Genomic DNA, 13,175 nt, shown 5'->3' with positions numbered 1-13,175 from the left:
GTTCAAATCAGCGTTCGCTCGCTGGTCTGGATGAGCCCCTTTCGGCTTTCTCGGTCAGTTGCGGATCAGCAGGACGATTCCGGCGGCGATGACGGCCAGTGTGATGGCGGCGATGCCGTAGGTGATTCGGTGGTTGCGCAGGGTCGGTAGGTGGTGGTCGAGGGATAGGCGGCCTGGGCCGGTGAGGGCGAGGGTTGCGGCGCCCAGGGCGAGGGTGAGTTCGTATTCGAAGCCCTTGGGGGCGAAGAAGTGTCCGGTGCCGTGTACGGCGATGGCGTTGATCATGGTGCCGAGTACGGCGGCCGCGGCGAGTGGGGTGAGGAGCCCGGCGGCGAGGCCGAGGCCGCCGAGGGTTTCACTCAGCCCGGCGATGACCGCCATGGTGTTGCCGGCGGGATAGCCGCTGGCGGTGAAGAATTGGCCGGTGCCGGAGATGCCGCCGCCGCCGAACCAGCCGAAGAGTTTCTGGGTGCCGTGGGCGGCGATGGTCAGGCCGAGAGCCAGGCGCAGGAGCAGCAGGCCGGCGTCGTAGTTGAGTTGTGTGGCGCCGGTGGCGGTGGCAGTGGCGTTTGTGGGCGCGGTCGTGGTGCTCATGGAAACTCCTTGTGGGGGTTGGTGATCGGTCAGCCGAGCTGGATGGATCGTTTGGCCAGGCCGTGCCAGAAGTCGTCGATGACGGTGCGCTGGGCGGCGAGATCGGTCTCTCCGGCGCCGAGCGCGACGAACAGTGGCGCGAAATGTTCGGTGCGCGGGTGTGCCAGTCGTGCGGCGGGTGCCTTGTGTTCGAAGTCGAGCAGGGCGTCGATATCGGCGGCGGCCAGGGCTTCGCGGCCCCAGTGGTCGAATTCGGTCATGACCGGATCCACCGAGCCGTCGTCGGTGAGCGCTCGCAAGTTGTGGGTGAAGAATCCGCTGCCGATGATCAGCACGCCCTGGTCGCGCAGCGGCGCGAGTTTGCGGCCGAGACGCAGCAGCGCCTGCGGGTCGAGGGTGGGCAGCGACATCTGGAGTACCGGAATGTCGGCGTCGGGGTACATCTCCACGAGTGGTACGTAGGCGCCGTGATCGAGCCCGCGGCCGGGCACGTCCTGCACCGGAGTTCCCGGCCCGCGCAACAGCTTTCGTACCTGTTGGGCGAGTTCGGGCGCGCCGGGTGCGGGATAGCGCACCCGGTAGTAGTGCTGCGGGAAACCCCAGAAGTCGTACACCAGCGGGACCGTCTCGGTCGCCCCGAGGGCCACCGGCGCATCCTCCCAGTGCGCGGAGATCATCAGCACCGCTCGGGGTTTCGGTAGTTGCGCCGACCACGCCGCCAGCTGTCCGGGCCAGACCGGATCGTCGGCGAGCGGCGGCGCGCCGTGCGAGAGGTAGAGCACGGGCATCGGTTGCGCTTGTTCGTGGGTCATCTCGCCTCCTGTTGTTCAAATTTGAACGTAGGCGAGGTTAGCTGATTGTTCAAATTCGAACAAGATGGGTAGGCTGGGTGCGTGCCCCGAACGAAGTGGCTAGACGACGAGGAAATGCGCGCCTGGAAGGCGCTGTTGTCCGGCTGGGCGCTGCTCGAGCGCGAGATCGAGCAGCAGCTCAAGCGTGACGCGGGTCTCTCGCATACCCAGTACGAGGTGCTGGTCCGTCTGGCGGCCGCCCCCGACGGCACCCTCCGCATGACCGAGCTGGCCGCCGCCCTGCTCAACTCCAAGAGCCGCCTGACCTACCAGGTGGATCAATTGGAGAAGGCCGGTTTGGTCTGCCGGGGCAGCGTTGCCGGCGACAGCCGTGGCGTCACCGCCGCCCTCACCGACGAGGGCCGCCGCGCTCTGGAAGAAGCCGCCCCCGGGCATGTCACGCTGGTCCGCGACCTGCTCATCGACGTTCTCACCCCCGAACAACGGACAGCCCTCGCCGACGGTCTCGGCGAGGTCGCCCGCAGAATCCAGGACGGCGCGGCGCGGCCGGAACACTGAAGGCGCGGGCGCGGAGTCGGCATTTTCACCGCGGAACCCGCGAATCAGGCTGCCCGGGTGCGCAACAGCGATACCCGGTAGGTCGCATAGAGCGAGGCCGCCAGGGTCGCGATCAAGAGCATGGCCAGGGCGAGAACGCCGCCGTCGAAACCGGGTGCGGCGGGGTACCCGGCTTGGGCGCGGGCGGAGCCGGTGAGAAACGGCACGATCAGCAGGACGCACAGCCCCACGGCCGCCTCCACTGTGACGACCGCGGGGAAGTGGCGCAGAGTGAGCACGAAACCGCGGCCGAGATCGCCACGCGCATGGGCCGCCGCGATGCGCGGGGTGAGTACGAGCTGGTTGTACGCGCCCGCCGCCACCAGCGCTGCCACGGCGAACAGTTTCGCGAGCAGGAACCGCCCGTAGGTCGTGCTGACCAACTGATCAACGGCGCCGACGTGCCGCCACGTCATCCAGCTGCCGGACGCGACGACCACACCGACCGCGACCAGCGCCACCGAACTGAAGCGCTGCCACACACGCGCCCAGCACAATCCGGCTCGTTCGCCGAAGGGCCGCGCTCGCGCCAGGGCGGCGAGGGCGAGCAAACCACCGAGCCAGGTACATCCGCCGATGATGTGCGCCTGGGTCAGCCAGGTGTCCAACTGAGCGTCGGCGGTCAGGCCCGCCCACTTCGTCGGCACCGAAATCACCAGCGATCCGGCCACTGTCAGGGTGAGCGCCGCCGCCGCGACCGCATCCGGCCGGCCTCGGAAGAACAAGCTCAGCAAGGCAGCCGCGGCCAGCGCGAACAGCGCATTCTGCACCAGGACCTCGGTTCCCGACGACACCCACGAACCCGGCTCCGCCGGTGCGCGCAAATAGGACCAGATCCGATGCGGCACAAGGGATTGCTCGAACGAGACACCTTTAACCTTGCGTGCGACCCGGCCCGCCAGCTGAAGATATGCCGTGAGCAAGAGCAGCGGACCACACCAAGCGAGCATCCGCGCGAAGCGATTTCGTATCGTTCGCCGGTCGGTCGCGTCGATATCCGTGCGCAGCACCGGCCGCAGCACCAGCAGGTAGACCATCGTGCCGCCGATGACCGCGGACAGGCCGATGAAATAGGCGACCATGCTGAACACCCGCCACCACGGCGGTAGTACGGCAGGTTGCGACGCGGCTGCCAGTGAAACTTCCATCACAAGATGATGAGGTTAGGCTTAGCTAAATTGGTTGGCAAGCCAGCCGTGCACGGACCGTTGTCGAGCTCGTCATGTGGACCACTTCGAGCGGCCGGTCCATTTCTTGGACCGGCCGTTTTCGTTATGCCCGGTCGCGATTGCCTGGGCTGGGTTCAGCGCCAGGGCAGGTCGGTGTTGTCGGTGGTCCAGCGGGATGGGGGGATCATCGGGGCGTCGAGTTGGCCGGAGCGGGCGACGTGGTCGAGGGCCGCGTCGAGGTGTTTCTGCATGCGGAGTTCGGCCTTGCGGGGGTCGCGGGCGGTGATGGCGGCGGCGATCGCGCGGTGGGAGCGGGTGGCTTCGGTGCGGTCGTACTGGGTGATGTCCTGTTCTCTGGCGGCCCAGCGGACGGCTTGTTCGGTGGCGGCGAGAACCGTTGTGAGGATGGGGTTTCCGCCGGCGCGGACGATCAGGTCGTGGAATTCGTGGTAGCCGGAGCCGTCGGGGGTGATGCCGCGGTCGGCGATTTCGGCGATGGCCGCGCGCTGGTCGTCGGTGGCGTGTTCGGCGACGAGCGCGGCGGCGGCCGGTTCGAGGAGTTTGCGGAAGGTGAGCAGGTCGCCCCAAGTCGCGCCTGTGAGGGTCAGGAGCTGCACCAGGGAGCGGGCGATGTGCTCGGGGTCGGGGTGGCGGATCTGGACACCGCCGCGGCCCTGACTGGTGGCCGTGAGTCCTTCCGCGCCAAGCAATCGCACGGCTACCCGGACGGTCTCGCGGCTGACTCCGAACTGGCTGATCAGCGCGCTCTCGGTCGGCAATGACTGTCCGGCGACGAGTTCGCCGCTGAGTATCCGGCGGCGGATCGCGCCGGCGACGACTTCCGGTGCGCGCTGGGGCTTTTCGAGAGTCATGACACTTAGTATACTAAGTCGATGGTACGCATCCCCAGTACCGCGGTGCTGACCGGGGCTTTCCGACCGATGCGGTTCGAGGCCACCGTCGAGGACTGTGTGACGACCTTCGGCGAGATACCGAAACAGTTGTGCGGCGGCTTCTATCGCGCCGGACCGACGTTCAAACGGCCGACCAGGCAGGGCGGCAACGGGCTGCTGGCGATGGATGGGATGGTGCAGGGGCTGGTCTTCGAGAACGGCCGCGCGGACTTCCGGAACCGGTGGGTCAGGACACCCAAGTACCTGCTCGAGGAACGGCACGGACAGGGCATGTTCGAGTGGGGCGACGGGGACCGGACGGACTGGCGCAATATCGGATTCGGGCCCGCGCGGCGGGATCGGTTCTCGCGCGGGATTCCGCAGGGCACCAGCAATATCAACTGTTTTCCGTTCGCGGGCGAGATCCTGGCCTCGGGGGAGCAGGGGAGTCCACCGGTGGCGCTGGATCCGATCACCCTGGAAACCGGTGGGATCGTGCCGTGGTCGCCGCAGCTCTCGCGCGGGATCTTCGAACAGGCCGGATTCGGGGATGCCGCCTTCACCGCACATCCCAAGTGGGACAGCGCAACCGGGACGCTGTACGGCTGGAGCTACAGCAATCGCGCGCCCTATGTGACCGTGTACGTGGTGCGGCACGACGGATCCGTGATCGCGAGGGCACTGGCCGATGCGCCGTATTCCAGTGAAGTGCACGACATGTGGCTGACACCGGACTGGATCATCCTGCCGTTCCAGGGATTTGTCTTCGACCCCGATCGGGTCGAGCATGATCTACCGGTCCACGGCTGGGATCCGCAGCTGCCCACGGTGCTCGCGCTGGTGCCGCGCGGCGATGTCGAGCACGGTGAGATCCGTTGGATCACAGCGGAAATCGAGCCGCAGTACATCATGCACACGCTGTCCGCGAACGCCGTCGGCAATACCCTCGTCCTGGACGCGCCGATCTTCGACCGCCCGCCCTTCCCCCTGGATATCGACAAGTTCGAGGGTGAGGACATCGCCCTGTTCTTCAACCTGGCCCGCAGCACGCTCGGCCGCTGGGCCGTGGACCTCGACACCGGCGCGGTGAAATCCGAACTGCTCGACGACCGTCCGTGTGAACTGCCGAAGGTCGACGAGCGGTTCTACGGGCGCGGGCACCGGTGGGGATACCTGATCGGCGGGGACGCCAGGGGAAACGGCATGCGGATGCACAGCCTCGTGGTGCGCGATATCGAGTCGGGGCACGAGCAGGAATACCGCCTGCGCCACGACCGGCCCGCGCTCGTCATGGAGCCGACCTTCGTACCGCGCACACCCGACGCACCCGAAGGCGACGGGTACCTGATGGTGCCGGTGTCGCGCTGGACCGAAAACCTCGGCGAATACGTCATTTTCGATACCCACGACATCGCGGCCGGCCCGGTCTGCCGCATCGAGATACCGTTCCTGCTGGGGTTCACCCCGCACGGCCACTGGATGGACTTCCGATGACAGCGATGCTCAGTGAGCTGGAAGAGGCCGAGCTGCGCGCATCGGTCTACGGCATCGTCTCGAAATTCGGCAACGAGTACTACACGCGCTGCAGTGAGACCTTGCAGCCACCGACCGAACTGTGGGACGCGCTCGCCGCGGGCGGCTTCGTCGGGGTGAACCTGCCGGAGGAATACGGCGGCGGCGGAATGGGATTGAGCGCGATCAGCATTGTCGCCGAGGAGGCGGCCGCGGCGGGATGCCCGCAGATCATGCTGATGATCTCGCCCGGCATTGTCGGCAGTCTGCTCGCGCGCCATGCCAGCGCCGACCAGAAGCGGCAATGGCTCGCGCCGATGGCGGCCGGGACCGGCAAGATCGCCTTCGCGATCACCGAACCCGATGCCGGATCGAACACCCATCACCTCACCACCACCGCGCGCCGCGACGGCGACACGTACTACATCACGGGGCAGAAGACCTTCATCACCGGTGCGGATCAGGTCGACGCACTGCTCGTCGTCACCCGCACCGGAACCAATTCGACAGGGGGAGCAGAGCTTTCACTGTTCCTCGTGGATCGGGACGCGCCCGGTATCGACATGCATCGCATCCCGATGTCGTTCGAGATCACCGAGAAGTCGTTCAGCGTCTTCTTCGACAACGTGGCGGTTTCCGCGGATCGCCTCGTGGGTGGGGAGGGCAACGGCCTGCGCGTCGCGTTCGACGGGATGAACCCCGAGCGGGTGATCATCGCCTCCATCTGCAACGGTATCGCGCGGTACGCCATGGACAAGGCGGTCGCCTACGCCCGCGAGCGAAAGGTCTGGGATGTGCCGATCGGCGCGCACCAGGGCATCGCACATCCCTTGGCCGAGGCCAAGATCGCGCTCGAGGCGGCCAGGCTGATGACCCAGCGCGCCGCCGCCGACTACGACGCCGGAACCGACCCCGGCGAAACCGGCAATATGGCCAAGTTCCTCGCGGCCGACGCCGCCATCCGCTGCGTCGACCAGGCCATCGAGGTCCACGGCGGCAGCGGATTCACCCGAGAAGTCGCGCTATCCAACATGTACGAATTCGTCCGGCTGTTCAAAACCGTGCCCATCACCCGCGAGATGATCCTCAACCGCGTCGCACACCACACCCTCGGGCTGCCGAAGTCGTATTGAGCGTGCCCGCGGCGCATCCGATCGAGGGACAGATCAGATGCCGTCGAGTCGAGCCAGGATGTCGAAAGCCTGCTCGCCGGTGCGGTGTTCGAGGTCGATCTCGGCGGCAACAGCGGGAGCGAGCGCGGGGTTCTCGAGGGCCAGGCCATTGGCGAAAATGGTGGTGTTGGCGGCGACGTCGGCGACCACCAGCAGCGGCTTGGTGGCGACGCCCTGACCCAGCACCCGGTCGAGGCCCTCGCCGAAGAAATAGAAGTGCCACAGCGGGGCCATATTGGCGGCGTAGATGCGATCGGTGCGGTCGGTGATCTCGTCGCCGGTCGTGGCGATGGTCGCGACGATCTTGAAGTAGTCCGCGGCGTCGTCGGCGGTCGAACCGGATTCGGCGACCGCGCGGGGGAGATCGACGATCAGATGAGCGTTGTAGCCCGCCAGCGCCACCCGGCCGGGGGAGGCCGAACAGTCGGCGGCGAGGGCGAAGTAGTTGGCCCAGTGCGGTTCCGGATTCCCGGTGGTGAACTCGGCGTGCACGTTGTCGAGGTAGCGGCGCAGCAGGTTGTAGCTGATGCGATGCGCGTATTCGGGATCGGCGAACGCGGCCGGGTCGTGCTGCAGGGGCATCACCGCGGAGTACTCGACCGTGTCGAGGCCGGAGGCGAACGTGCCGCGGCGATCGGCGTGCTGCTCGTAGATCTCGGTGATCCGGTGGTTGCGGGCGACGGCGTCGTCGAGCTTGGCCAGGGCGTCGGTGTCATCGAGCGTGCTGGTGTCCGAGAGCCGGGCGATTTCCGTGGTCTCGGCGTCGGACAGCGCCGGAGCGCACGACGGCGAGACCGGCTCGGCCGACGAGGCGGTGGGTGTGACGAGGGCGATGGCCGAGATGGACAGCGTGGCAAGGGACATCGCAACTGCATTGTGCACGATGGGTTTCTATCACAGATGAGGGTCGACGGCCGTTCTCGACACGGCCCCACCACCCAGCCCGACCACCGTTGTGTCGGCTCGGATACACAACGGGCGTCGTCGGGCCGACAGACCGGGTGGGGGTTTCTTCGCAGAATTGTTCGCAGACAACGCAATCAACTCGGAGGAATCCAATGTCCAAGGTCACCACCCTGATCGGTGGCGCGCTCGCCGCCATCGCCGCCACCGCGGCCCTGACGCTGCCTGCCGCGCCGGGCGCGCTCGCGCAACCGGCTCCAGGGCCGTCGGCCTCGGCCACCGCGCCCGCGAAAACCCAAGGCTGGCTGAGCATTTACAGCGGGAAGGCGCCGCAAGGGGTCAATGCGGTGCAACTGCGAGTCGTCGACGACGCCACCGTCGGCAAGCGGGTCGTCGACGGTGAGGGCCGTTCGCTGTACCGCTTCGACAAGGACACCGCCAACCCGTCCAAGTCGAACTGCAACGGCGACTGCGCCGTCACCTGGCCGCCGCTGCTGGTCAGCCGCGGGCAGGCCCTCTACGTCGAGGGTGCGGATCCGACGCTGACCGGGTTCGTGGAACGGGCGGACGGGTCCTGCCAGATCACGATCGGCGGCTGGCCGGTCTACTACTTCTCCAAGGACAAGAAGCCCGGCGACCTGAACGGGCAGGGCGTCGGCGGCACCTGGTTCGCGGTCAACCCGACCGGCGGCAAGGCCCTTGCCAAATAGTTGCCGGTGCCTCCCGGGGTCGGCCGTTCACCGGGACACGGGATCATGGACGGATGAGCAACTCGTCGGAGGCACCCTGTGAGGAAGACGCGCAGTCGGAGCGCACGCCGGGCCGGGTGACGCGCGAGGTGCGGTTCGGGCTCGCGGAGCTGGCGCCCGACGAGGATCGGGCGGGGGGATGGTTCCTGCGGGTCAACGACATCGCGCAGTCCTATGTCGACCTCAACGATCCCTCACATCTCGAGCTCGACTACATGCGATACCTGGCCTACGTCCTCGAGGCCCGGGAGCCCGCCGCCGCACCGCTGGATGTCGTGCACATCGGCGGCGGCGCGGGCACCTTCCCGCGCTACCTGGCCGCCGTGCGCCCCGGGTCCCGGCAGCTGGTCATCGAGGCGGACGAGGCGCTGGCGGAGTTCGTCGACCAGCATCTGGGACTGCGGGCGGTCCCGGGTCTCGACCTCAGGATCGGCGACGGACTGTCCGAGATCGCCACTCTGGCAACGGATTCCATGGATGTGGTGGTGGCCGACGCGTTCGAGGGACTGCGGATGGCACCCGGTATCACCGGCGCCGAATTCACGGCGCAGGTGGCGCGGGTATTGCGGCCCGACGGGATCTACCTGCTGAATCTGATCGGCACCGGCGCCGGATCGGACGCGGTCCGCGCGGTCTTTCCGCACCGCGTGCTGGTGGACGGCGACGTGTTCGCGGGCTATGTCGGAAATCGGGTGCTCGCCGCGAGTCGGGTTCCCTTCCGACTGGACGCGCTGAATCGAATCGCGGGACGAGCCTGGCCGCCGACGCGCGTCTGGCCGGACGAGGGGAGTGAAACCCTGGCTCGCACCGAGGGGTGATGCGCCGGTGCGGAACCCGAATCGGACCATTGCGCACGTGGTGGAGTGACATGGTTCACTATTGCTCGGCTCGTGTTATCACTCCTCAATAGACTGCCCTGACCGGCAGCAGCCAGGCCGGGGTGGTTCGCGGTCGATCGTGCGGGATGGGTTCGTTTCGCGTCGAGGGGCGGCACGTGCGCGTTGAGTTGGAGTTGATACGCGGTTGGTGGCGTGAGGATGTCGACTATCGGTGGGTGGTCGACGCGATCGCAGCACGCTCGGCGCTGGGGGTTCTGAAGACCGCCATCGGCCTCTGCGGTCTGGCCGCTCCGCTGATCGCCGCGCTCATCATGCTGTCACCCGAGCGGCCGCGCGGCCCGATGGCGGTGTGGGCCTTCTACCTGCTGATAGTGGTCGGGCTGGTCTGGAGCGGGCGCTGGTGGGTCCGGCCGTGGCCGGGCGAGACCGAGTCGCTGGTACTGGTCGCGATCGCGGATGTCGGGATCACCGCGACCTGCGCGCTCAGTCCGGGATACGTGGTGCGGTCGGTCGGAATGTCGCTGCTGTTGATCATCGGCATCTATGTCAGCGCCTTCCACGGTCCGAGAGCGCTTGCCGCACAGGCGATGTGGTCGTTCGCGTCGGCGGTGCTGCTGGCGGTCCCGCTGTTCCGGGGCGACGATCCGGCCTCGGCGGTGATCATGATCGTGGGGATGGCGGCGGCCATCGTGGTGCCCCCGGGGCTGCAGTTCTGCTACGGGGTACTGCGCGGCGAAATGCTCTCGGACCCATTGACGGGACTGTGGAGTCGGCGGGGGCTCGACTACTACTCGACCATCGTGTTCGCCCGTGCCGTCCCGGATCCGGCGTGCGTGATGGTCATCGACCTGGATCGGTTCAAGGCCGTCAACGACGCGTACGGGCATGCGGCCGGTGACGAGGTGCTGGTGCGCACCGCGGCGCGATTGCGCACGGCGGCTCCGGCCGGAAGCATCGTCTCGCGGTTCGGCGGTGAGGAATTCGCGGTCATCGCGCGATTGCCCGCCGGGGTCGCCGCCGGGGCCGCGGACCGGTTGCGGTGTGCCGTCGCCGAGCCGATCGACGGGATATCGGTCACCGCCAGTATCGGCCTGGCCGTGGTGGATCTGACGGTCGTGCGCGACCGGGACCACAGCCACCGGCTGGTGCGAGAGATCCTCTGCCGCGCGGACGGTGCGATGTATCAGGCGAAGCAGCGGGGCGGGAACATCGTGGTGAGCGCATGCGCCATCACGCCCGCGGAGATCGGCGGTTGAGCGGCGGAACGGGAGTCGGCTTGCAATTGCAATTTCATTTGCTGTTTGCATTTGTCGTTGTCGAGGACTTCTTGTGCCGAGGCTCGGACATGATGTGCCAGAAAGGGATTTGAGCGGGCAAATCGCGGGCATTGAGATGACACTCAGAGGGCGCGGTCCGGGAGTCGAAAGTCTCCCGGACCGTTGTCCAATCTGCCGGGCGGCCGATGAGGGGTCGGGGACCGGCGTCAACTGTTCGCGTACGGAGGCGAGACCACAGCATGACCGAGCCCGAAGAGGAACGGCAGATCAGCGAGCTCGTCGCCCGCCTGTCGGACAAGTTTCCCCACTTGCCGGCACGGGTCGTCGAAGAGGAAGTTCGCGGTATTCACCGTGAATTCGATGATCATCGGGTTCGGGAATTCATTCCGCTACTGGTGCAGCGGATCGCCGAACGGCATTTGAGCAAACGGATGCCCTACCGGCGGGATTCGGGCGTCGACGATCCGTTATGGGATCGGGCATTTTCGGCAATGTGAGGCCCTGGCCGCCTCGGCGAAGGATTTCAGGGCGAGCAGGGTGTCTCGAAGTCCGTTGAGCGCGTGGTTGTCCCGGGGGCGTCCGAACGGGCCGGACCGGACGAGCAGGCGATGGAACGCCGAGGCGTACGGCCATTCCCGATATTCCGTCACGAGGGTGCCGCCGGGGTGGTCGGTGAGCCGGTAACCCCGGCGAGGGATGCGGCGTGGCGGGTTCGGGCCCTTCAGGTCCGGTCGATATGTTTGCCGCGTGATTGCGCTCGTTGTGGGGATGCTGCTGTTGGGGTGGTTCGTGCTGCGGGTGTATCGGGAGCCGCGGCGGTTCGGGAACAGCGTGCTGCTGTTGATCGCGTTGGGCGTCACCTTGATCGGGGTGCTGCACGTCGATCCCGACAGCGGGCTGGCGACCATGGCTCTGCTGGTCATCATCCTGTCGCCGCTGCTGGTATTGCTGCTGGCCGCGCTGCTGATGGTGAACGGGGTGCAGATGGTGCGCCGGGAGGGGCGGCGGGTCGCCAATCTGCTGTCGTTCGGGCTGGGGGTGGCGTTGCTCGCGCCGTATGCGCTGTTCGTGGTGGCGCTGGTGGTGAAGAGTCCGTGGGCGGCGGGGGTGCTGGCGTCGATCACGTTGGTGGAGAGCTATTTCGGATTTCTGTTGCTGGCGTTTCTGCTCTATTCGCTGGTGTATCTGCGGCTGCCGTATCGGTCGGGCATGGGGGCGATCGTCGTGCACGGGTCCGGGCTGATCGGGGATCGGGTGCCGCCGTTGCTGGCCGCTCGGCTCGACCGGGCGTTGGCGGTGTTTCGCGCCGAGGTTGCGGCCGGGCGTGCGCCGGTGCTGGTCACCAGCGGCGGTAAGGGTTCCGATGAAGCGGTCGCCGAGGCCGATGCCATGGCCGACTACCTGCTGGCCCAGGGCGCGCCCCCGGCCGCGATCCTGCGTGAGGACCGGTCCGAGACCACCGATGAGAATCTCTCCGAAACCCGTGCGCTGCTTGCCCGATACGGTGTGCCGACCCCGGTTGTCTTGGTGACCAGTAACTTTCATGCCCTGCGCACCGGAATCCTCGCTCGCCGACAGGGTCTGGACGCGACGGTTGTCGGCTCGCCGACCGCGTTCTACTACCTGCCGAGTGCGATCTTGCGCGAATTCACGGCCTTGCTGGTTCAGCACAAATGGACCAATCTCGTGATCTCCCTGGCGCTGGCCGCGCTGCCGCTGCTCGCGGTGGCCACCTATTCGGTCGAGTAGGGCCGTATTCGAGTTCGGACCCGGAGGCGGCTTATACCCTCTGCTGGAGGATGTTTAGCGTGGGGAAGGACGCTCGTGAACTGGTTGCTTCTGCGCGGGCTGAGCCGCGATCAACGGCACTGGGGTGAATTCCCTGCATTGTTCGAATCCGCGGTCGGCGGTGAGGTCCGGCGACTGGACCCGCCCGGGTTCGGCACCGAGCACCGGCGCACCGCGCCACTCACCCTGCGCGCCATCACCGATGATCTGCGCGCCCGCTTCGAGCCCGGTGACGCCGACTGGTCGATCCTGGGCATCTCGCTCGGCGGCATGATCGCCATGGACTGGATGTCGCGCTACCCGAACGACTTCCACCGCGGCGTCCTGATCAACACCAGCTCGGCCGCCTCACCCCTGCACCACCGCTTCCGCCTCGGCAGCCTGCCCGTCCTGGCCGCCACCCGCCTGCTCGACCCCGTCGCCGCCGAACGCGCCATCCTCGCGGTGGCCTGCAACAGCACCGAGGTCCCGCGCGCCGAACTCGCCCGCCGCTGGGCGCAATACGCCTCGGAGGCGGGCGCGAGCAGCCGCAGCGTCGCCGCGCAAATGCTGGCCGCCATCGGATTCCGCCACCCCCACCGCCTCCCCATCCCAGTCCTCATCCTCGCCTCCCGCGGCGACCGCCTCGTCTCCCACCACTGCTCCGAACGCATAGCCGAAACCCTCGACCTCCCACTCCTCCTGCACGACACCGCAGGCCACGACCTCCCCCTCGACGATCCGACCTGGATCTGCGACCGCGTCACCGAATGGCTCGCCTGAACCCCAGGCCAAGCCCCGATTTGGTGTTTCGCCGGGTGAACACGCTAAAGTTCTCTGGCCCGGCCGGGTGGGAAACCCCCAGTCGGGCAGCCGCTCCAACGGCACCCG

14 protein-coding genes are annotated in these 13,175 nt (G+C 67.3%); 9 read left to right on the top strand and 5 right to left on the bottom strand.

The annotated features are described in order from the left end of the window. Nucleotides 1–54: 54 nt before the first annotated feature. Nucleotides 55–594, bottom strand: a complete 540-nt coding sequence (locus ON43_RS35515; RefSeq protein ID WP_040814730.1) for a DoxX family protein — start codon at nt 592–594, stop codon at nt 55–57. A gap of 29 nt (nt 595–623) precedes the next feature. Continuing rightward, nucleotides 624–1,406: a dioxygenase family protein gene (locus ON43_RS35510; RefSeq protein ID WP_040814728.1), complete on the bottom strand. Its 783-nt coding sequence runs from the start codon at nt 1,404–1,406 to the stop codon at nt 624–626. Nucleotides 1,407–1,487: 81 nt separating this feature from the next. On the opposite strand from ON43_RS35510, the gene ON43_RS35505 reads away from it, so the two are divergent. Continuing rightward, nucleotides 1,488–1,964 carry a MarR family winged helix-turn-helix transcriptional regulator gene (locus ON43_RS35505; protein ID WP_040814726.1) on the top strand — a complete coding sequence of 159 codons (477 nt, stop codon included), beginning with the start codon at nt 1,488–1,490 and terminating at the stop codon, nt 1,962–1,964. A gap of 44 nt (nt 1,965–2,008) precedes the next feature. On the opposite strand, the gene ON43_RS42990 is transcribed toward ON43_RS35505, so the two are convergent. Together ON43_RS42990 and ON43_RS42985 are read right to left on the bottom strand one after the other, a co-directional pair. After that, nucleotides 2,009–3,151, bottom strand: coding sequence for a CopD family protein (locus ON43_RS42990; RefSeq protein WP_083914009.1), 1,143 nt, complete (start codon nt 3,149–3,151; stop codon nt 2,009–2,011). Nucleotides 3,152–3,306: 155 nt separating this feature from the next. Then, nucleotides 3,307–4,044 (bottom strand): FadR/GntR family transcriptional regulator, encoded by a 738-nt coding sequence (locus ON43_RS42985; protein ID WP_051179667.1) that lies wholly within the window; start codon nt 4,042–4,044, stop codon nt 3,307–3,309. Between the two features lie 21 nt (nt 4,045–4,065). On the opposite strand from ON43_RS42985, the gene ON43_RS35490 reads away from it, so the two are divergent. Continuing rightward, entirely contained in the window at nt 4,066–5,559 is a 1,494-nt protein-coding gene (locus ON43_RS35490) for a carotenoid oxygenase family protein (RefSeq protein ID WP_040814724.1), read from the top strand. Beyond that, entirely contained in the window at nt 5,556–6,710 is a 1,155-nt protein-coding gene (locus tag ON43_RS35485) for an acyl-CoA dehydrogenase family protein (protein ID WP_083914007.1), read from the top strand. The genes ON43_RS35490 and ON43_RS35485 overlap by 4 nt, the downstream gene beginning before the upstream one ends. A gap of 33 nt (nt 6,711–6,743) precedes the next feature. Here the strand turns inward: ON43_RS35485 and ON43_RS35480 are convergent, their stop codons facing one another. Then, nucleotides 6,744–7,631 (bottom strand): DUF5995 family protein, encoded by an 888-nt coding sequence (locus tag ON43_RS35480; RefSeq protein WP_245568898.1) that lies wholly within the window; start codon nt 7,629–7,631, stop codon nt 6,744–6,746. A 176-nt stretch (nt 7,632–7,807) separates the two neighbouring features. Here ON43_RS35480 and ON43_RS35475 point away from each other — a divergent pair, with 176 nt between their 5' ends. The 6 genes from ON43_RS35475 to ON43_RS35450 all read left to right on the top strand — a co-directional run bounded on the left by ON43_RS35475 (nt 7,808) and on the right by ON43_RS35450 (nt 13,067). Further along, nucleotides 7,808–8,362 carry a hypothetical protein gene (locus ON43_RS35475; RefSeq protein ID WP_040814716.1) on the top strand — a complete coding sequence of 185 codons (555 nt, stop codon included), beginning with the start codon at nt 7,808–7,810 and terminating at the stop codon, nt 8,360–8,362. 53 nt (nt 8,363–8,415) lie between these two features. Further along, entirely contained in the window at nt 8,416–9,219 is an 804-nt protein-coding gene (locus ON43_RS42980) for a spermidine synthase (RefSeq protein WP_051179666.1), read from the top strand. Between the two features lie 176 nt (nt 9,220–9,395). Then, nucleotides 9,396–10,496 (top strand): GGDEF domain-containing protein, encoded by a 1,101-nt coding sequence (locus ON43_RS35465; protein ID WP_157514296.1) that lies wholly within the window; start codon nt 9,396–9,398, stop codon nt 10,494–10,496. A gap of 260 nt (nt 10,497–10,756) precedes the next feature. After that, nucleotides 10,757–11,014: a three-helix bundle dimerization domain-containing protein gene (locus tag ON43_RS35460; protein ID WP_040814712.1), complete on the top strand. Its 258-nt coding sequence runs from the start codon at nt 10,757–10,759 to the stop codon at nt 11,012–11,014. A gap of 250 nt (nt 11,015–11,264) precedes the next feature. Continuing rightward, a complete protein-coding gene (locus tag ON43_RS35455) occupies nt 11,265–12,266 on the top strand; it encodes a YdcF family protein (RefSeq protein WP_040814711.1) in 1,002 nt (333 codons plus the stop codon). 75 nt (nt 12,267–12,341) lie between these two features. Next, a complete protein-coding gene (locus ON43_RS35450) occupies nt 12,342–13,067 on the top strand; it encodes an alpha/beta fold hydrolase (protein ID WP_040814709.1) in 726 nt (241 codons plus the stop codon). Nucleotides 13,068–13,175: the final 108 nt, after the last annotated feature.

It is taken from the genome of Nocardia concava NBRC 100430 (assembly GCF_000308815.1).
Lineage (GTDB): Bacteria > Actinomycetota > Actinomycetes > Mycobacteriales > Mycobacteriaceae > Nocardia > Nocardia concava.
The sequence above is the reverse complement of the archived record's forward strand: the minus strand, read 5'-3'. Positions and strand labels throughout refer to the sequence as shown.

What these genes read in the sequence shown, in the direction of transcription:
- ON43_RS35510 (WP_040814728.1), bottom strand. Translation starts at nt 1,406, where the DNA reads ATGACCCACGAACAAGCGCAACCGATGCCCGTGCTCTACCTCTCGCAC.
- ON43_RS42985 (WP_051179667.1), bottom strand. Translation starts at nt 4,044, where the DNA reads ATGACTCTCGAAAAGCCCCAGCGCGCACCGGAAGTCGTCGCCGGCGCG.
- ON43_RS35490 (WP_040814724.1), top strand. Translation starts at nt 4,066, where the DNA reads ATGGTACGCATCCCCAGTACCGCGGTGCTGACCGGGGCTTTCCGACCG.
- ON43_RS35515 (WP_040814730.1), bottom strand. Translation starts at nt 594, where the DNA reads ATGAGCACCACGACCGCGCCCACAAACGCCACTGCCACCGCCACCGGC.
- ON43_RS35485 (WP_083914007.1), top strand. Translation starts at nt 5,556, where the DNA reads ATGACAGCGATGCTCAGTGAGCTGGAAGAGGCCGAGCTGCGCGCATCG.
- ON43_RS35475 (WP_040814716.1), top strand. Translation starts at nt 7,808, where the DNA reads ATGTCCAAGGTCACCACCCTGATCGGTGGCGCGCTCGCCGCCATCGCC.
- ON43_RS42980 (WP_051179666.1), top strand. Translation starts at nt 8,416, where the DNA reads ATGAGCAACTCGTCGGAGGCACCCTGTGAGGAAGACGCGCAGTCGGAG.
- ON43_RS42990 (WP_083914009.1), bottom strand. Translation starts at nt 3,151, where the DNA reads ATGGAAGTTTCACTGGCAGCCGCGTCGCAACCTGCCGTACTACCGCCG.
- ON43_RS35460 (WP_040814712.1), top strand. Translation starts at nt 10,757, where the DNA reads ATGACCGAGCCCGAAGAGGAACGGCAGATCAGCGAGCTCGTCGCCCGC.